Origin of the sequence: Sulfitobacter sp. G21635-S1 (assembly GCF_027213915.1) — a bacterium.
Lineage (GTDB): Bacteria > Pseudomonadota > Alphaproteobacteria > Rhodobacterales > Rhodobacteraceae > Sulfitobacter.
The window spans coordinates 72,421-91,802 of the sequence record NZ_JAPWGV010000013.1 but is presented as its reverse complement, the minus strand read 5'-3'; the positions used below and the strand labels follow the sequence as shown (position 1 = coordinate 91,802).

The 19,382-nt window shown below is 62.1% G+C and carries 16 protein-coding genes; 6 read left to right on the top strand and 10 right to left on the bottom strand.

Features of this window, described 5'->3' with window-relative positions:
- Nucleotides 1-32: 32 nt before the first annotated feature.
- The 3 genes from O4H53_RS14025 to O4H53_RS14015 are packed head-to-tail and all read left to right on the top strand — an operon-like array spanning nt 33 to nt 2,825.
- A complete protein-coding gene (locus tag O4H53_RS14025) occupies nt 33-710 on the top strand; it encodes a TetR/AcrR family transcriptional regulator (protein ID WP_269364617.1) in 678 nt (225 codons plus the stop codon).
- The gene (locus O4H53_RS14020; RefSeq protein WP_269364616.1) at nt 707-2,356 is read left to right on the top strand and encodes an amidohydrolase; all 1,650 of its coding nucleotides are present in this window, start codon (nt 707-709) and stop codon (nt 2,354-2,356) included. Before O4H53_RS14025 ends, O4H53_RS14020 begins: the two co-directional genes overlap by 4 nt.
- Nucleotides 2,346-2,825 carry a DUF3237 family protein gene (locus O4H53_RS14015; protein ID WP_269364615.1) on the top strand — a complete coding sequence of 160 codons (480 nt, stop codon included), beginning with the start codon at nt 2,346-2,348 and terminating at the stop codon, nt 2,823-2,825. Before O4H53_RS14020 ends, O4H53_RS14015 begins: the two co-directional genes overlap by 11 nt.
- 61 nt (nt 2,826-2,886) lie before the next feature.
- On the opposite strand, the gene O4H53_RS14010 is transcribed toward O4H53_RS14015, so the two are convergent.
- The 9 genes from O4H53_RS14010 to O4H53_RS13970 form a co-directional block, all read right to left on the bottom strand.
- Entirely contained in the window at nt 2,887-3,558 is a 672-nt protein-coding gene (locus tag O4H53_RS14010; protein ID WP_269364614.1) for a GntR family transcriptional regulator, read from the bottom strand.
- Between the two features lie 153 nt (nt 3,559-3,711).
- Nucleotides 3,712-4,473, bottom strand: a complete 762-nt coding sequence (locus O4H53_RS14005) for an SDR family NAD(P)-dependent oxidoreductase (protein ID WP_269364613.1) — start codon at nt 4,471-4,473, stop codon at nt 3,712-3,714.
- A gap of 71 nt (nt 4,474-4,544) precedes the next feature.
- Nucleotides 4,545-5,927, bottom strand: coding sequence for a glutamine synthetase family protein (locus O4H53_RS14000; RefSeq protein ID WP_269364611.1), 1,383 nt, complete (start codon nt 5,925-5,927; stop codon nt 4,545-4,547).
- Nucleotides 5,927-7,324, bottom strand: coding sequence for a transaminase (locus O4H53_RS13995; protein ID WP_269364610.1), 1,398 nt, complete (start codon nt 7,322-7,324; stop codon nt 5,927-5,929). Before O4H53_RS13995 ends, O4H53_RS14000 begins: the two co-directional genes overlap by 1 nt.
- Nucleotides 7,325-7,571: 247 nt before the next feature.
- A complete protein-coding gene (locus O4H53_RS13990; RefSeq protein ID WP_269364609.1) occupies nt 7,572-9,239 on the bottom strand; it encodes a sulfatase-like hydrolase/transferase in 1,668 nt (555 codons plus the stop codon).
- Between the two features lie 61 nt (nt 9,240-9,300).
- The gene (locus O4H53_RS13985) at nt 9,301-10,659 is read right to left on the bottom strand and encodes a TRAP transporter large permease (protein WP_269364608.1); all 1,359 of its coding nucleotides are present in this window, start codon (nt 10,657-10,659) and stop codon (nt 9,301-9,303) included.
- Nucleotides 10,656-11,165: a TRAP transporter small permease gene (locus O4H53_RS13980; protein WP_269364607.1), complete on the bottom strand. Its 510-nt coding sequence runs from the start codon at nt 11,163-11,165 to the stop codon at nt 10,656-10,658. The genes O4H53_RS13985 and O4H53_RS13980 overlap by 4 nt, the downstream gene beginning before the upstream one ends.
- A 13-nt stretch (nt 11,166-11,178) precedes the next feature.
- Nucleotides 11,179-12,201 carry a hypothetical protein gene (locus O4H53_RS13975; protein ID WP_269364605.1) on the bottom strand — a complete coding sequence of 341 codons (1,023 nt, stop codon included), beginning with the start codon at nt 12,199-12,201 and terminating at the stop codon, nt 11,179-11,181.
- Nucleotides 12,202-12,272: 71 nt separating this feature from the next.
- Nucleotides 12,273-13,730, bottom strand: a complete 1,458-nt coding sequence (locus tag O4H53_RS13970; protein WP_269364604.1) for an amidase family protein — start codon at nt 13,728-13,730, stop codon at nt 12,273-12,275.
- Nucleotides 13,731-13,991: 261 nt separating this feature from the next.
- Between O4H53_RS13970 and O4H53_RS13965 the strand changes: the two genes are divergently transcribed.
- Nucleotides 13,992-14,705: a TetR/AcrR family transcriptional regulator gene (locus O4H53_RS13965; RefSeq protein WP_269364602.1), complete on the top strand. Its 714-nt coding sequence runs from the start codon at nt 13,992-13,994 to the stop codon at nt 14,703-14,705.
- Between the two features lie 26 nt (nt 14,706-14,731).
- On the opposite strand, the gene O4H53_RS13960 is transcribed toward O4H53_RS13965, so the two are convergent.
- Entirely contained in the window at nt 14,732-16,399 is a 1,668-nt protein-coding gene (locus tag O4H53_RS13960; protein ID WP_269364601.1) for an amidohydrolase, read from the bottom strand.
- Nucleotides 16,400-16,709: 310 nt separating this feature from the next.
- Between O4H53_RS13960 and O4H53_RS13955 the strand changes: the two genes are divergently transcribed.
- Both O4H53_RS13955 and O4H53_RS13950 read left to right on the top strand, forming a co-directional pair.
- Nucleotides 16,710-17,873 carry an ATP-binding protein gene (locus O4H53_RS13955; protein ID WP_269364600.1) on the top strand — a complete coding sequence of 388 codons (1,164 nt, stop codon included), beginning with the start codon at nt 16,710-16,712 and terminating at the stop codon, nt 17,871-17,873.
- A 308-nt stretch (nt 17,874-18,181) separates the two neighbouring features.
- Nucleotides 18,182-19,357, top strand: a complete 1,176-nt coding sequence (locus O4H53_RS13950; RefSeq protein WP_269364599.1) for a M24 family metallopeptidase — start codon at nt 18,182-18,184, stop codon at nt 19,355-19,357.
- Nucleotides 19,358-19,382: the final 25 nt, after the last annotated feature.

Below are 19,382 nucleotides of genomic sequence, written 5' to 3'. Positions count from 1 at the left end.
AAGACAAATGTTAATGCCGTGAAGAGAGCCAGATGCCCCAAGATGCAGAACCCGGATTGCGTGATCGCAAGAAAGCCCGGCGCCGCGATGATATCATCGCGGCGGCAATCGAGCTGTTCGGGAAGAAGGGCGTCGACGCGACCACAATCGCGGACATCGCCGAAGCCTGCGACGTGTCGGCACCCACGATATTCAACTACTTCGGATCAAAAGACGGCATCCTTGTCGCCCTCGTCGAGGAAGGCACCCAGCGCAAGCGCGAGCGCGGATCACGCAGGCCGCGTCTGGAGGGGGTTCCGCTGGCCACCATCGTGCTGGACCTGTTCTCCGAGGTCTCGCAGGAAACCCTGGATATCGCTTCGCGGCGGGTCTGGCGCTATGCCGAAGCCGCGGTGATCCGGCGGCCCGAGACGAATCTGTCGGAGCGGTTCCGCGATACCTCCCACCTGTTGATCGAATCCATTGTGGAGCGGTTGCAAATCTACGAACTGCACACACGGACCGGCACGCCGATGGACATCAACTACCTTTCGAGCGTGCTCTATGACCTGTGGATGCCCTGCTATCTGAACCTGATCACCGACCCGCAGATGACACTGGCGGATCACGACGCAATGCTGTTGCAGCGGATCACACCCTTTCTGACCTATGTCTTCGACGACAGCACCCTGACCGCCACGCGCCTCAGCCGGACGGAAAAACGCGCATGACCCCCACCCTCGTATTTACAAACGCCAGCGTTCTGACGATGGACCCTGACGCCCCCCGCGCAACCGCGGTGGCGATATGCGGTGACAGGATCACCGCCGTTGGCACCGACGCCGAGATCGCGGCCATGGCAGGGCCGGAGACAAGCAGGATCGACGCAAAGGGCCGGACTCTGTTGCCCGGTTTCGTGGAATCGCATGTGCATCTTTTCATGGGCGGATACAATGAAACCGTGATCCGCGCAGACCGGGTCAGCGGATTCGAGGCATTGCGCGCAGAGGTTGAGGCATATTCGGCGGCCCATCCCGACCTGACCCTGCTGCTGGGACAAGGAGCCGATTATGCCATCCTCGGTGCAGGCCGGCAGCTGGACCGGCAGGTATTGGATGAGATTTGTCCCGACCGTCCGCTGGCCATCATGGCCTATGACTTCCACACCGCCTGGGCCAATACCGCAGCACTTGAGGCGGCGGGCCTGTTGCAGGGTTGCGACCTGCCGCGCGGCAACGCGGTGGTGATGGGCGCGGACGGCAAGGCCACGGGCGAGCTGCACGAGAAGCTGGCGATCCTGCCGGTGCTGGAGCTGCGCAATCTGGGCGGACGTGAATCGCTCGGCATGTCGGGGATCGAACCGCCGGTGCCGCCGACACAAAAAGAGCGGGCAGAAGACCGCGAGACCCTGAAGGTCGGCCTGCGCCATGCGGCGCGTCACGGCATCACGTCGATGCACAACATGGACGGCAACCGCTACATGCTGGAGGTCCTGCGCGAGATCGAGGACGAGGGCGCGCTGATTTCGCGGCTGCGGGTGCCGTTCCACCTGACGGCGGAAATGGACCTGTCGGAACTGGACCGCGCAAGTGCCATGACCCGGGATTTCACGGGTGACATCCTGTGTTCAGGCTTCGTTAAGATTTTCCTCGACGGGGTGATTGCAAGCGGCACTGCGGCGATGCTTGACCCCTATGCCAACCGCCCCGACCACTGGGGCGACATGCTGTTCACCCGCGAGGATTTTATCGCGGCGGCGGTAGAGATTGATAAACGTGGCATGCAGATCGCCATCCATGCCATCGGGGACGCAGCCGTGCGGCTGGCGCTGGAGGGATACGAGGCCGCCGCGCAAGCCAACGGTCCGCGCGACCGGCGTCACCGGATCGAACATGTTGAGATGCTGCACCCGGACGATCTGGGGCGCTTTGCCGAACTGGGTGTCATCGCCTCGATGCAGCCGCCGCACGCCCCGCTGCGCGCGGATGAGACCACCGTGGGGATCGGTCCGGACCGGGCGGGCATGGCCTATGCCTGGCGGACCATCGCCGACACGGGCGCGGTCGTCGCTTTTTCCTCGGACTGGCCGATTGTGCCGATTTCTCCGCTGGCAGGCATTCAGGCGGCGATGACGCGGCAGAACTGGGTCGCGGGATTGCCGGACCAGCGGCTGACCCTGCACGAGGTCTTGGCGGCATACACTTGCAACGGCGCGTATGTGGGTTTCGCGGAAGGGCTGACCGGAACAATCCGGACCGGCATGAAGGCGGACCTTGCCCTGCTGTCAGCCGATATCGAGAACACCGCCATCGACCGCATCGGTGGGATGGAAGTTGACCTGACACTGTTCGACGGGAGGGTTACCCATGAACGCTGATTGCCCCGACATCACGACGCTGGGTGCCCCCTTGTCGCCCGGAAAACCCCGCCTGACACGGATCTGTTCGATCCAGGCCGGGATTGGACCGGCAACCGAATTCGAGACCACCCGCGGCACCGGCCGCGCATTATTCCCGATTATCGGAGGAGAAGCTGTTGGCGCAGGCTGGCGCGGCACGATCCTGCCCGGCGGTGCCGATTTCGCCCGCCGCCTTCCCGACGGGACCTATGAGATTGAAGCACGCTATTTCCTTGAGCTTGAGGATGGAACAATCCTGATGGTGCACAATGCGGGGCGCATGGTGCCGCAGGCGGACGGCAGCTTTCACGGACGCACCCGGGCGGAGCTGGAGGTGCCCGCAGGCCCCCACGCTGGTTTAGGCGACATGGTGCTGTTTGGAACTGCCTATGCCCCTGCCGGCGATGATAATAACGTCTTCATCGAACTCTGGCATGCCGAGAGCTGAGGCGGGGATCACATCCGCCCTACCCACGATAACGAACGGTGCCCCGCGATGTCCCGTCAGTTTATTCCGGGTCGTGGATCTTTTCATCCGGCCTGTCATCCAGCGTCTGCTTCAGCAGATGAACGCCATCGGCAATGTCTGCCCTGATGGCCAGCCCCAGCGCTTCGGCGTCGTTGCGCCGGATCGCCTCAAGGGTCATCTGGTGCTTGTCCACGATGTCGGATTTCTCTTCCATCTTGAAGACGCTGCGCATGAAAGGGCCGAACTGCATCCACACGCTTTCCAGCAGCGGCACCAGCACTTCTGACGCGCCTGCTCTGTAGAGGGTAAAGTGGAACTGGTAGTTCTCCTGCATATACACCCCGGCGTCACCCGTGGTGTAGCTGTGGTTCATACGCTGGTCGCAGGCTTCCATTTCCGCGATTTTTTCCGCTGTCATGAACGGCAGGGCGCGCATCGCACACAGCGGTTCCAGCTGTTGTCGGGCCTGCATCAACTCGTCGAAGCGACGGCGGGTCAGCGCCGGAACGCAAAAGCGGCCGTTGCGCTGAACCTCAAGGGCGCGTTCCCCGACCAGCCGCGTGATGGCGCCGCGCACGGGCATAAGCCCCACATCCATCGTCTGGCTGATGTCGCGGGCATTCACATTCGTGCCCGGCGCAAACTGCCCCGAAATCAGCTGCTCGCGCAGCGTCTGATAGATCTGTTGGTGCAGGGTCGAAATATCGCGCATACAGGTCTGCCATTGCTTTCGTGATCCGGACGGCTGCGGCGGCATGACGGGTCCCGCGCAACAAAGATGTCCAACATAGGTCGGTTGGTGCCTCAAGCCTAGCCAGTCAAGATGTCTTTGCCAATTCGGTCAGGCCCGGAGCCCCCTTGGCATTCATCCGATTTGAACCTTGCTCTCTTGCAGGATGTTGCCGCCGTCCACGACCAGCATTGATCCGTTCACATAGCTTGCCTCTTCAGCGGCGAGAAAGGCAGCCGCCGCCGCGATTTCGTCAGGGCGTCCGGCACGGCCCAATGGCGTATGGCGTGCGGCGATCCGCTCTTCTTCGGTCGAGGCGCCGGTGTCGACCCAGCCGGGGGCCACCGCATTGACCGTGACGCCAAAGCGCCCAACCTCCAGTGCCAGCGCATGGGTCATGCCGACCATGCCGGCCTTGGCTGCGGAATAGGCCGCCTCGCCTTCGTTCGAGACAAGCGGCCCGGTCACGGAAGCGATATTCACAATCCGCCCGATGCCCCGGTCGGTCATGTCGCCAAGAAACGCCTTGGTCACAAGGAATGCGGTCTTGAGGGTCACATCAATGCCGACATCCCAATCGGCTTCGGTGAGGGACAGAAAGCTGCGCTGTAGCGCGGGGGCGGCGACCGACCCCATACCCGCATTGTTGACCAGCACATCGACGCTGCCGACCTCGGCCCGCAGGCGCGCGACCTCGTCCGCTTTGGTCAGGTCGGCGACATGCGATGTGATCTGGAAACCCTCGGCGCGCAACTCTTCTGCGCGTTCGTGAACCCGCGCGCTGGCACCGGCAATTGCGACCGAGAGCCCGCGTTTTGCAAGCGTTCTGGCAATTGCCACACCGATGCCGTCACGCGCACCGGCGCCGGTGACCAAGGCCGTTTTGAGTAGGGTCATGTTGTTTCGCCTGTCCAGGTCCATCTCCCATCGCGGACAGTAGTCTGCGATGGGAAACCGGTGTTTGCGCGTCAGATCGTGTTGCTGAAATAGTCGAATTCTTCTGCCGTGACCTCGGCGATGAAGCGGTCGTATTCCGATTGCCGCAGCGCCAGAAACACATGTGCCATCTTCTCTCCCAGGGCTTGCCTGAGGAAAGTGGAGCCTGACGCGCATGCAATCGCGGAGGCCCAATCCGCAGGCAGCCCATAGGCGCTGTCTGCGTCATAAGACGTCGCTTCGGCCTCTGGCTGCACTTTGTCGCGGATGCCCTCGTACATCCCGGCCAGCACGCCCGCCGCCACGAGATAGGGGTTGGCATCGACACCGGGTGTGCGGTGTTCGATGTGGCGGTTGGCAGGGTTCCCCGCGGGGACCCTGATGGCGACGCTGCGGTTGTTGCGGCCCCATGTGGCAGCCGTAGGCGCATAGCTGTTGCGTCCGAACCGGCGCCATGAGTTGATGTTGGGCGCATAGAGCAGCATGGACTCGGCCAGCGTCTTTTGCAGCCCTGCCACAGCATTCAGCAACAGCGGCGCGAGGTCCCCGCCCGTATCCGCCATCAGGTTCTTGCCCGCCTCATCCGTCAGGCTGGTGTGCAGATGCATCCCCGAGCCGGAGCGCCCGCCAAAAGGCTTTGCCATGAAGTTCGCCCGCATCCCGTGACGGATCGCAAGGCCGCGTACCAGCCGTTTCAGCATCACCAGATCATCCGCCGCGCGCAGCCCGCTGTCGCGGTGGCGCAGGGTCAGCTCATACTGTCCGGGTGCGTATTCGGAGATCATGGTTTCGACCGGCAGGCCCTGCGTTTCGGCATGGGCATAAAGCTGGGCGATGAAGGTCTGCATGTTGTCCAGCGGATCCAGACTGTAGACCTGATTGGTCTGGTTCAGGTCGCCCGTGATCGGCATCCGCGCGGCCTGCGGGCGGCCATCGGCATCGCGGGTGGCGTCCAGCAGGTAGAACTCCAGTTCAAAGGCCATGACGGGGTTCATGCCGATCTGGTTGAAGGCCTCGATCTGGCGCGACAGCGCATGACGTGGATCGGCGCCCATGCGCGTGCCGTCCAGTTCATAGAGACTGACGCGGACTTCGCCCCGTTTTGGTGAGGTCCAGGGCAGTTCCACCAGCGATCCGGCAATTGGCCAGGCAATGCGGTCCGCATCGCCGTCGTCCCAGACCAGACCGGTTTCGTCCACATCCTCGCCCGTCACGTCGAGGCCGAGGATCGAGCCCGGCAGGTGACGGCCGGATTTGTACAGGCCCAGCAGTTCGTGACGGCGGATGATCTTGCCGCGCGCGATCCCGTTGGGGTCGATCAGCACAAGGTCAAAGGCGGAGATGTCCGGGTGTTTGGCAAGAAAGGCTTCGGCTTCTTCGATCGAGGCGGCTTCACTCGGTCTGGTGTCGGTCATCATATGCCCTCCTGCGCGACGAGACGGGTCAGCACGTTTTCATAGGCGCTCAGCAACCCCTCGACCTGTTTGTCGGTCGTGGTTGGCGCGACCAGCACCATGTTGTGGAAGGGCGTCACCAGATAGCCTTGGTTCAGCACGCCGATGTGCAAGGCATGTTGAATGTCATCAATCGCAGCCGCGCGCGCCTCTGCCGCGTTGCGCACTGGGTTAGCGGAAAAGACGATTTCAAGCCGCGCGCCAACGCGGCTGACATGCCACGGCAGCCCTGCGGCGCGGATCGCGTCCGTGAAACCTTGTTCAAGCCGGTCGGCGTGGCGGTTCATGGTGGCGTAGGCCTCTGCCGTCATGACCTCCGACAGGCAGGCGCGCAGGCAGGCGATTTGCAGCGTGCTGCCCGAAAGCGTCGTGCCGATGCCGGAATGGCCGATGCCGGTCATCCTGGCGCGAATGTCGGACATGGCTTTGGCGACCTCCTGCGACATGCCCCAGATCGCAACCGGCACGCCGCCGCCCACGGGTTTGCCGACGACAAAGATGTCCGGGTCGAGCCCATGCACCGCAGTATAGCCGCCAAGGCCGGTGGAAATCGTGTGCGTTTCGTCGATATGCAGCAATGTGCCCGTCGTACGCGTCAGGTCGCGCAGTGCCGTCAGATAGCCCTCGTCCGGCAGGATCATGCCACAGTTCGTCATCACCGGTTCGGCCAGAACGACGGCGATATCGCCCGCCTCAAGCGCGGTTTTCAACGCGTCAATGTCATTGAACGGGATGCTGAGGGTCGTCGTGGTGACATCGACAACCTGACCCAACAGGTTCTTTCGGGCGACTGTTTGGCCGTCCTCAAGGTCGACCAGCGTTTCGTCGACGGCCCCGTGATAGCAGCCATCGAAGACCAGGATTTTGTTGCGCCCGGTCACCGCCCGCGCGACCCGGATGGCAAAGCGGTTGGCATCGCTTGCGGTGGTGGCAATCTGAAAGACGAAGGGGCCGAAACGGTCGGTTAACAGCTTGCCGACTTCCGCGACTTCGCCCGAGGGCAGCATGGTGGTCAGGCCGCGCGCGCCCGATTGCGACAAGGCCTCGACAATGGGCCGGGGCGCATGGCCGAACATTGCGCCGGTGTCACCAAGGCAGAAATCGACAAGCGTGTTGCCGTCAATGTCGGTCAGGGTGCTGCCGGAGGCACCGGCGACTGCAAAGGGAAAGGGCATTGGCCAATCGCGCATCCAGTGCTGCGGCACCTGATCGTAGAAACCCGGCGCTGGGTTGGCGAACATGGCTTGGCTGCGCGGCCGACGCTGTTCGTAAATCGGGGCTTCACGCGCGACCAGATCGCGGGCCGTGGCACACACCTTGGCAAGGTCAACGGGATGGGCGGTTTCTTGGTAACTCATGATGGTCCTCAGGGCGCTAAAGTTATCACTTTAGTGCTTGGGAAGACCCGTGCTGTCAACATATTTGATCAAATTACGCCATAATTTGGCGTCTTTTGATGGTTTTTGAGAGTCGCAAGAGCATAAAGTTATAACAATATACAAAATTGAGGTTTGCTCCCCCGGCTCGGCGGAGGTTCAGCCTACGCGCCGCGCCTGAATTTACGCACCTGCCACGGCGGCGCCGCTTGGCTTGCCGCTGGCCGGACTACATCCCTCTTTTGTCGGGAGCTTTGCGGCCAATGTATTTCGCGGCGGAATCGCCGGGGGCCTGACGCGCATCCGCAATGCCGATGAGCACGCCCAGGGATCGCGGCGCGTTGCGCATATTGATGAAAGTGCCGTTTGACAACGTCGTGCGTGCCGACGGGCGGCGCGCCCATGTGTTCAGCTTGATATACATCTCTGCGATGGTTGCTGCGTGTTCTGCGCGGCCACCCAGATCGCACAACTCGTCCGGGTCGGCGTTCAGGTCGAACAGCATCGGGCGGTGGCCGCTTTCAAAGTGGATCATCTTCCAGCGGTGATCCGCGACCATGAACATGCGCGACTGGTCGGGGTGCAGGTCCAGCCGCCCGGCCAACGGCGTGGCGGAATAGTCGTATTCGCAAATGCTGTAGTCGCGGGCCGGGGCCGCGCCGCCGCGCAGCAGCGGCAACAGCGAATGCCCTTCCAGAATGTGATCCAGCGCCGATGCATCGCCCCCCGCCACGTCGACAAAGGTGGGGGCCAGGTCGATACATTCCACCAGCGCGTCGCTGGTGGTGCCACGGGTCGCGTCGGCCGCGTCAGACGGATCATAGATGATCATCGGCACCTTGACCGAGGCATCGTGAAAGAACGTCTTTTCCCCCAGCCAGTGATCGCCCAGAAAATCCCCGTGATCCGAGGTGATGACGATCATCGTGTCGTCCATCCGCCCCGTCTTTTCCAGCCAGTCGAACAGCACGCCCATCTGATCGTCGCATTGCTTGATCAGCCCCATATAGGCGGTCAGCACCTTGTCGCGGATGTCGTCGCGGGCAAAGGCGCGGCCCACGGGGGCGTTCTGAAAGCCCTTGAACACGGGATGGTCCGTCTCGCGCTCGGCATCGCTGCGCACGGGGGGCAGGAAGTGTTCGGGGCCATACATGCTGGCATAGGGTTCGGGGACGATATAGGGCCAATGCGGCTTGATATAGCTCAGGTGGCAGCACCAGGGCTGATCACCCTGGGCCTTGATGAACTCGATCCCGCGACGGGTGAGATAGGGGGTTTCGCTGTCTTCTTCGCGAATGTTGGCGGGGCGGTCGGAGTTTTCCAGAAACCAGCCGGACAGCACGTTGCCCTCGTCGTCGATCCCCGAGTTGGCATAGTCGTGCCAGGGGTTGTCGCTCTCATAGCCCTTGTCGCGCAGGTAGTCATTGTATTTGAGCGCCCCGCCCGGATCATAAAAACCGTCCGGCCCCTCGGGGCGCATGCCGTCGTCGCGCTCCCAAATGTCGAACCCACATTCGGCCACACGCGCGCCGATCACGCTGTCCGGCGCCAGCCCCAGCCGCTGCATGCCCTCGGCGTCGGCGGCCATGTGGGTCTTGCCCACCAGCCAGCAGCCCATGCCAAGAACGCGCAGGTGGTCGCCGATGGTGCGCTCGCCCACCTTCAGCGGCACGTTGTTCCAGGACGCGCCGTGGCTGTGCACATAGCGCCCCGTATAGGTCGACATGCGCGACGGGCCGCACAGCGGCGACTGGATGCGGGCGTTGTCGAACCGCACGCCGCGCGCGGCAATCCTGTCGATGTTGGGGGTTTCCAGATGCGGATGGCCATAGCAGCCGAGGTAATCCCAGCGCAGCTGGTCGAACATGATGAACAGGATGTTCTTTGGCTTGGCCATCTGGCGCCCCCCTAAAATGCGCGCCGCGCGGGGCGACGTGCAGGTTTGTATTACATCGATACTAGCGCCCCATGAGCGAAGGCACCAAGGTGGCGATGGACGGGAAGGCCAGCACCAGCCCGAGCAGCACCAGCATCGCCCCGACAAAGGGCATCACGCCGCGGAAGATGGTCCAGACACTGATCCCCGTTGTTGCCGCCTTGACGACAAAGACGTTGATCCCGACCGGCGGCGTGATCAGCCCCAGCTCGATTGCGATGACCGCGACGATGCCGAACCAGACCATGTCCACGCCCATTGGCTTGAGGATCGCGGCGACCACCGGAACCGTCAACGTCAGCATGGCGATGCTGTCGAACACGCAGCCCATCGCCAGATAGGCCAGGACGATGCACAGGACGACCTGAAAGGGGCTGAGGTCATAGAAGGCCAGCACATCCGTCATTGCGCGCGTGAATCCGGCGATGTTCACGAAATTCGAAAAGATCAATGCGCCGATCGCCACGATAAAGATCATGCCGGTGGTAATCCCGGTCTCGACCAGGCTTTCCCACAGGCTGCGCCATGTCAGCCGCTTGCGAAACATCGCAAAGAGCGCGGCAAAGATGACACCGACCCCGGCGGCCTCGGTGGCGGTGAAGATGCCCATGTAGATGCCGCCGATGATCACGACAAAGATCACCACGATGCCCCAGACCTTGAGCACCAGCCGAAACCGTTCGACCATCGGGACGCGCTCCGCGCTTGGGCCGGCGGTCGGGTCAATCATGGTGGTCATGCCGATGGTGAAGAAAAACATCACTGTCAGCAGCAGGCCCGGCAGGATACCCGCCATGAAAAGATCGGCAATGTCCGTTTCCGCAAGGATGCCATAAAGCACCATCGGCACCGAAGGCGGGATCAGGATGCCCAATGTGCCGCCCGCGGCGATTGACCCGGTGGACAGGGAATCCCGATAGCCGAAGCGGCGCATGGAAGGCATCGCGACCTTCGAGATCGTTGCAGCGGTGGCGATGGAGGAGCCACAGACAGCGGCGAAGCCAGCGCAGGCAGCCACGGTGCCCATCGCCATCCCGCCCCGGCGGTGGCCGAGAAAGGCATTTGCAGCCTCGTAGAGATCCTGGCTCAGCTGGCTGCGGTGGATAAAGGCGCCCATCAGAACAAAAAGCGGAATCACCGTCATCCCGTAGTTGGTCGAGACATCGAACATCTGCTGTCCTGCCATGGAAAAGGCCGCGTTGAAGGCGCGGGCGTTGACCTCCAGCCCGCCGTCCCCCCACCAGATCAGCGCCTGGCCGACCATGTCAGCGCGGGCAATGGCAAAGCCGACCACGCCCACCAAGATCAGCGAAAAGCCCAGCGGTACGCCGACAAAAGCCAGCGCCAGCAACACCACAAAACCAATCAATGACAGGATCATTCTACCGCCTCCTCGGGCTTGGCTTGCGCCGGTGGTTTGCCGCCAATCGCCTGTACCACCAGCACGGCCGACACTGCGGCCGCGAGCCAGGCGAGAACCGTCATCGCATAGGCAACCTGTGCCAGGGGAATGCCCAGCGAGCCCGAAAGTGCCGCACCGCGTGCGAGATGATCCGCCTGGACACCCATGCGCCAGGCCAGAAAGGCCAGCATCAGGGTGATGATGAACAACATGATCACGCGGTGCAGGCGCCGCGCGCGACCACCCATGCGGTCGGTCAGCAGTGAGATGGTCAGGTGCCCCTCCGCGCGCGTGGTCAGGGGCAATGCCGCGAAAACCGACAGCGCCATGAGGTATTGAACGATCTCATAGCCGCCCGGCAGAGGGGCGCTGAAAAAGTAGCGCCCCACCACATCGGCGGCCGTGATCAGCGCCATGGCCAGAAGGAAGGTCGCCATGATCACTTCCAGAATGCGTTCTACCCAGGTCCAGGCCCTTGCGAACATCGCCCTGTTTCCCTCAGTTGCCGGCAGCGATCAGGGCAACCTGCTCGCGGTAATAGGCAAGTGCCGCTGCGCCATCGATCCCGGCCGCATCCGCCGCATCGGTCCAGTCCTGATAGATCGGAGCCCAGGCGTCGGCCAGGGCCGCGATCAACTCGTCAGAGGCCTGATGGACCTTGCCGCCCGAGGCGATGAAGGCTGCGCGGTCCGCTTCGCCCTCGGCCTCCGAGATGATCATGCGGCGGGCAAGCGCCTCGCCCGACAGGCCGCGAATGATCGCCTGGTCTTCGGGCGAGATCGTATCCCAGATGTCGCTGCCGATGTAGAATGCAAAGGACCCGGAATACAGGCCATTGGGCAGTTCGGTGGCGGATTTGGTAAATTGCGTGACGTTGAAGGCGGCAAGGCCGGAAAAATCGAGACAGCAGTATGCGTCGACCACACCGCCGGAAATCACCTCGTACATGCGCACCGCGGGGCCCGGCGACACCACGGCACCCAATGCCGACAACGACCGCGACGCCAGGCCGGGAAGCGCCCAGAATTTCACCCCCTGGAAGTCCGAGATATCGTCGAACTCGGTGTCATTCATCGAATAGAAGCTCCCCGGCGAGAGGGTCAGAAGGCCCAGCAATTCGACGCCTTCCAGGGTTTCCACCTGCGACAGGTGGTTTTCATAGGTGCGCCAGGAGGCAATCGAACCGGCCATAGCGCTGGCGTTCACCGAAGGCAGCAGGGAAATCTGCAAGAGCGGGTTCGAACCTTCCAGAAAGCCCGTCATGATGAACCCCCCGTCCGCGATGCCCTGCTGCACCATGGTCAGCAGTTCCGGCGGCGGCGCGAGCGAGGCCTCCGGGACATGGAACGTTACCCGGCCTTCGGTCTCGGCCTCGATATCGCTGAGCCAGGGCTGAATGATATCGGTGTAGAGCCCGTCGGTCGGCCCGAGAAAGTTGTTGAACACAATGGTTGTGTCGGCCTGCGCCGCGAGCGGTGTCATCATCATCGCTGCTGCCAGGAGTCCTGGGAACTTAGTCATCTCGTCTTCCTTTCGTTGTGTCTTGCGCCGCGGCGCTTTCCGGGTGAAGCGAACAGAGGAAACCGCCCCGATCAGGCGAAACCTGGTGGCGGGACAAAGCCGCCGAAAATCTCGTCGCACAGCGCAGTGAAGCGCATCGTCGTGCGGTCTGCGTATTCCGCGCCGATGGCCTGTACGCCGGCGGGCATGCCGCGTACCGGATCGGGCAAGGGGCGCACAGTTGCGGGCAGATGCCCCAGTGTCGCGATGCCAGGCCAATAGAGGTTTTCCATATAGGGCCGAGTCTCGCCGCCCACGTCGAGCACGCGTGACATTTGCGGCACCGGGCCGTGCCCGTCTTCGGTCTGATGCGGAAAGGCGACGGTCATGCTGACCGGGCAGAGAAGGATGTCGAAATCCGCAAACCAGGCGCGCCAGGCCTCTCGCACCCTTTCTTGCCGTTCGACCAGACCGGCGAAGTCGGCCAGACTGGACCGGGTTGCCCGGGCCACCCGTTTGGGCAGGCTGCCGTCCGGGTGGCCTGCGGCTGCGGCGGCATAGGCACCAAGCTCGGCCCGGGGCACGCCGGAGCCGATCGTGGCAAAGAGCAGTGCAATATAGAGATCGTCATTGCCGATCAGCGGCGCGGGCATTGTATCGAGGCGCGTGACCTGAACGCCCTGGTCCGCCAAAGCATCGGCATAAGCGGTGATCGCGGCGGCATAGGCGGGATCGACCGGATTGTCGCCGGTCCAGACGGCAACGCGATAGTCTGCCAGCGTCTCGTGTCGAGGTTTGCGAAGGTTCAGGACCCAGCCACTGTCCGGCATTCCCCCGGCAAGCAGGTCAAGCCCCAGTTCAAGATCCGCCCCGGAGCGCCCCATAGGACCGCAGACCGACAGCGGAGAATCCGCCAAAGCACCCGGCGGCGGCACGTGGCCGCGTGCGGGGACGATGCCATAGGTGGGCTTGTGCCCCCAGACCCGGCAGAAATGCGCGGGAATGCGGATTGAACCGCCGATGTCGCTGCCCAGCTCCAGCGCCGTGTACCCCGCCGCCAGCGCAGCAGCCGCGCCGCCCGAGGACCCGCCGACCGTGCGCGACGTGTCCCAGGGGTTGCGGCAGACCCCGTGCAGGGGATTGTAGCTTTGATGATCGGAGGCGGCGACCGGCACATTTGTCTTTCCCCAGATTACCGCACCGGCCCCGCGCAGGCTTTGCACCGTCACGGCGTCCCCGGTCGAGACGTAATCCTTCAGTTCCGGCATCCCGGCGGTGGTGTGAAAACCTTCGACTTCGTAGGTTTCCTTGATGGTCATCGGCAACCCGGCAAGCGGGCTGGAGGCGTCGGAGGCATCCGCCGCCCTGGCTGCCTCGCGTGCGGCCTCTGCCCGGATCTCGACCACCGCATTCACCTCGCCATCAAGACGGGCGCGGCGGTCCAGACAATGTTCAAGCAGTTCAAGCGCGCCGATCTTGCGGGCCTTCAATGCCGCGACGGTCTCGACGGCGGTCCACTGATGTGGGGCTTTTTGTAGGAATGCAGTCATGGATGGGCCTTGCCTGTGGACGATTGAATAGGTTTCGGGAGGGCATACCGGCGTGATGTTCCGGCACTTTCGACTTTCAACATCATGCTCAAATCCGCCTCCTCTTGCGGAAATGTCACCAGTGGTGATATTAAGATCAAGCGATCTGTTTTTGTCAAGCGTCATCGCTGAACCCGTCGCATTGCGGGCCAGCAACGCTTGTGAAACGGGGCTGTCGCATGTTAAAAACGGAGCGCCTTTTATGTCCGGAAAGAAGCAGCCGTGAACAAACCAGCGACACCCGCAGCGCCCAAAGAATTGCGCAAAAAGGGGTATCATCACAAAGACTTACGCAATGCGTTGCTGGAGACGGCCCTGACACTTATCGATCAGCGCGACGGGCCCCATTTTTCGCTGCGCGAGCTGGAGCGCGCGCTTGGCGTCTCGCATGCCTCGGCCTATCGCCACTTCGCGGATAAGGCCGCATTGCTCGATGCGCTGACCGCAGAAGGATTCGCCAGGCTGGCCGCCTGCCAGAACGAAGAGCTGGAAAAAGCGCAGGGCGACCCGATGGAAAAGCTCAAGGCGCTTGGCGTCGCCTACATTCGCTTTGCCCTGAACAACAAGGGGTTCTTCTCGTTGATGTTTTCCGAACGCGGCGACGAGGATCTGGAACGCAGCAGCCGAATTCAGCACAATCAGCAGGCCCTGACGACCCTGCTGGACTGCATCGTCGATTGCCAGTCCGCCGGGTTGATCGCCGATGGCGATCCAAAGCGCATCGCAGGTTATGTCATTCTGGCCACGCATGGTCTTGCGGTATACCGGACGCAGGGCCACGACCCCCTGGGCAGTGGCAACGACGATGCCTTCTTTCCGGGCATTGACGCGGTAAACGAAATGACGATCACGCCCCTGCTGATCAACCGCCCGAGCGCGGAGGAGATTGCCGCACGCTGGTTCGCGCCCCTTGATCCTGCATCATCAGAAAGCTGATCGCGGCGGCGGCGCGCAGTGAAAGCTTACTGTGCCGCCTCATAAGTGACCTTCCCGCCGCATATCGTTGCGATGGGCGTCATCTGCGGAATATCGTCGGTTGGGACAGCTTCAATATCAGCCGAAAGCACAACGATATCGGCAAGCATGCCAACCTGAAGCCTGCCTTTGATATCCTCGGCATGTTCGGCATAGGCGCCTTCAACCGTGTAACTGTAAAGCGCCTCGTGAAGCGTAAACCGCTGATCCGGCAGATGCGGTAGATAGGGTTCACGCGTCATGGCGGCGTGCACCCCGCGCATCACGTTCAGGTCGGCAACGGGCCAATCGGACGCAAAGACAACATGCGCCCCTGACTCCTTGAAGGCGCGGAAGGCGTAGAAATACGGCAGACGTTCCTGCCCAACCACTGTGAGCGTAGGCTCCAACGGCGTGCCCATCATACCCGGCGGATGGGGTGGCTGAACCGAGGCGATGGCACCCAGACCTGCAATGCGCGGCAGGTCATCGGGATCGATCACCTCGATATGTTCCAGACGATGCCGGCTGTCCCTGGTCCCGTTGGCGTCGGCCGCCGCTTCATAGCCGTTCAGGACGGACCGGACTGCACCGCTTCCGATGGCATGGACGGCAATTTGCAATCCGCGCCTGTCGGCCTCGATGGCGACCTCGTTGAACTGTTCCTGAGTGAACAACGGCTCGCCCTGAAAGTCCGGCTGATCGCCATATCCGTCCAGCATATAGGCTGTGTGACCGTCCAGAACCCCGTCATAGAACATCTTCACCAGCCCGCTGGACAGCCATTCGGTGTCATAGCGCGCGGTCATGGTCGATGCCTTTTCAAGGTCGTCCAGTTTCATGAAATTCTTGTAATGGAACGGCACCTTCACCCGGCACAACAGATCGCCATCGCGCTGGATTTTCTCAAGGATCTCGAAGGTATAAAAGTTGCCATCCATATTGTGGATAGATGTGATCCCATGCTGAGCGCACCATTTCAGCGCGTCCTTCACCATTCTCACGTCGGATGCGAATTCATCCTTGGTCGGCTTCGGGTCAGGTTCACCGCCGGTGGTCATGCCAAGCATGCCGCGATCGAGACCACCGAACCTGAGGAGCGGATTGTAGGCTTCGGCTTCATTAAGCTCGCCATTCGCGAGGCCATCATCGCCCATGACAACCGCATTGCCCGGGCTGACCTCAAGGCCCTGCAGCAATCCTGCCTTTTCAAGGGCAAGCGTATTGCCCCACATCGTGTGATTGTCGAAGGAGACGAAAGCAAGCGGCCGATCCGGCAGAATACGGTCCAGATGATGCCGGTCCAGCCGGGTCCCCTCCCCCAGCATCGTATAGCTCGCCATCTTGCCGGTCAGCAGCCTGGCATCCGGATTTGCCGCGGCATAAGCTCTGACCGCTTCAGCCACGTTTTCGAAGCCGAACAGACCTGTCAGATCAAGATATGACAGCTGCGATGCCCCGCCGAAAAGATGCATATGGGATTCGATAAAGCCGGGAAGAACCGTACCCCCGCGCGCAGAGATGACTTTGGTCTCCGGCCCGATCAGGATTTCAATTTCGGTGTTGGACCCGACCGCAATGATCTTGCCGTCCGAAACGGCAACAGCCTCTGCTCTGGGGTGATCCCGATCCATGGTCAGGACACGCCCCTCCAGAACAACTATATCAGCTTTCATCCCTGGACCTTCCGCCAAATATGTTTCTCTGTGATCGCGGGTTTGCGATATTCTTGATCTGGGAAATATCACCGCTGGTGACATATGGGCAATATACGTCGGTCCCGTCAATCGGTCGATTTCATCGAAGCGTATGCTTCAGGCGGAATCGCACGGGTAAAGCGTGGTTGGCGCGACAAGACAGATACATCAACGCCTGAACGACGCCCTGCCTGACCGGGGCCATAAAATGCGCTTCCTCGGCGAGATAGCGATAACCGCATCACAAATAACCTTGCAAATCTTCCACCACATGGAGTAATTGCAAGGTATGTATACACGCCAGACCCATCAAATTGTGCAATCCGCGCTGGAGAACCAAGCCGCTGTTGTCCTCCTTGGCCCCCGGCAGGTCGGGAAAACCACGCTTGCTCTCGACATCGCATCGGAGCAACCATCAGTCTACCTCGATCTTGAACGTGAGGCAGACAGGCAAATCCTGACCGAACCGGATCTCTATCTGGATGAGCAGGCGGGAAAACTCGTCATCCTCGACGAAGTGCAGCAGATGCCCGGCCTCTTCAAGAGCCTGCGTGGCCAGATCGACCAGCGCAGGCGGGCCGGTTTCCGGACGGGACAGTTCCTGCTTCTGGGATCAGCCTCCAATGTCCTGTTGCAACAATCGGCAGAATCCCTCGCCGGACGTGTCCGGTATATCGAGATGCCGCCTTTGCAGCTTCCCGAGGTCGGGGCCGATCAGTTGAATACGCTCTGGCTGCGTGGCGGCTTTCCTGACAGTTTCCTGGCCCCTAGCGATCAGGCCAGCATGGACTGGCGTCTGGATTTCCTGCGCACATACCTGGAACGTGACATCCCGGCCCTCGGGCCGCGTATTCCGGCGGCAACCTTGCGGCGCTTCTGGACCATGCTGGCGCATGTGCAAGGCGGCCTGCTGAATGCTGCGGCCCTTGCTGAGGGGCTTGGTGTTTCCGGCCAGACCGTTGGTCGTTACCTCGACCTGCTCGTTGATCTCATGCTGGTGCGGCGTCTGCAGCCCTGGCATGAAAATGTCGGAAAGCGCCTGGTGAAATCTCCGAAGGTCTATGTGCGGGACAGCGGGATCGTGCATGCCCTGCTGGGTATTGGTACGACCGAGGGCTTGCTCGGGCATCCTGTCGTCGGCGGCAGTTGGGAGGGGTTCTGCATCGAAGCGCTTCTGGCCGCAGCACCTGCCGGCACTGAACCCTTCTTCTATCGCACCTCTGCCGGCGCCGAGCTTGATCTGGTGCTGCGACTGCCGGATGGCGACATCTGGGCCATAGAGATCAAACGCACCACGGCACCGAAGGTCTCGCGCGGTTTCCACACCGGCGCGGAAGATATCAAGGCCAGCCGAAAGCTGCTGATCTACGCAGGCGAACGCGACGTCCCCGTGGCAGGCGACAGCCGGGCAATCTCTCTAGCACAGGGAATCGGGCTGCTGAAAGCACTCTAACGCCGCATATGAAATGCACGGAATTTCAGCCTGCCACCGCTGTTCCCGACACCAAGGTTGGTGATGTCACCTCTGGCACATGCAGTGCCAGGTCGAGATCGGCGGAATGACACCATCAGGTCGCGCTAACGCGTGCTCTGCGGGTCCGCGTCCGGTCAAACTTTTGTTTTCCGTTGCCATGCAGCGGGTTGGAAGACCTTTCGGGCCGGTGCCATCAAATCTCTGCGCCTCTCGGTAGTTCTGCCGATAGGCCCTCCGCCGGGTGGCGGTTAATCTGGGGCGAACCATCCGGACGGTGCCTCGGGCTCATGATACCTCAGCATTTCGAAAAGTGTGAAATTGACCACCGCGGGCAACGCCTGATCGAGGAAATGGCGCGGCGCAGGCTCGACTTCATCCTGCTCATGGATCCCTGCAACTACTATTACGTCACCGGTTTCCCGATCGGCGTTTTGAAAGGGACCTTCGGGGCGCTCGTCTCTGCTGATGGCAATGTCTTCTGGATTGGCCGGAAAACCGACATGAGCAACGTCAAGGCGTTGATCGAAGCGGATTGGTCCGGCGACCGGCATGAGATCGGCGCAGAGATTGCCGATGATCAGGACCCCTATGCCGCCGTGGGAGAGGCGATTGAACGCATTGCGCCGCACGGCACGCGGATCGGCTTCGAACTGGCCAAAGCGGTCATCCCGCCACGGGGCATGACGCAGATCGCCGCCGCTCTGCCCGGGCGCGAGGTCGTCAATGCCGCCGACCTGATCGAGCCGATGCGCGCCGTGAAGTCGGCGGCCGAACTGACCTATATGCGCCGGTCCGGACAGATCGCGGCAGAGGCCACGCGCGCAGCCCTTGACGGCCTTCTGCAGGGCGCGACCGAAGCGGACCTGGCCGCCGATCTGATCGGCCACGCCATCCGCGCCGGAGCAGAGCCCTTTTCGCTGGAGCCTTTCGTCTGTTCGGGCCCGCGCTCTGCCCTGGCACATAGCACCTGGACGATGGCCCCCTTGCGGCCCGGCACAATCATCAACACGGAACTGGCCCCACCGGTTGCCCGCTATAGCGCGCCGCTGTTCCGGGTGTCGGTCATCGGGCCGCCCGGCGATGACATCTGCCGGCTGCATGACGCCTCCCGCGCGGGGCTTCTCGCCGGGCTCGAAAGGATCGGGCCCGGCATGAGCTGCCATGACGCCGACGCCGTTGTCCGCGAGACCATCGCCCGGCTCGGTTACGCCCGTATGTTTCCGGTGCGCGCGGCCTATGGGGTCGGCATCAACTTTGCACCGGATTGGAGTGAGGAAAACGTGGCCAGCATCCGCCCGGGCAACCAGACACTGCTGGAGCCGGGCATGTGTTTTCACCTCGTGCCCGCGCTCTACCAGCCGGGGGTGGGTTGCGCCTGCTGCAGCATGACGATCTGCATCACCTCCGACGGGGTGGAAACACTGACCCCGTTCGAGCCGGAGCTTGTTGTGCTGCACCCCTGACAAGGCGGCGCTTAACGGTAGCCCG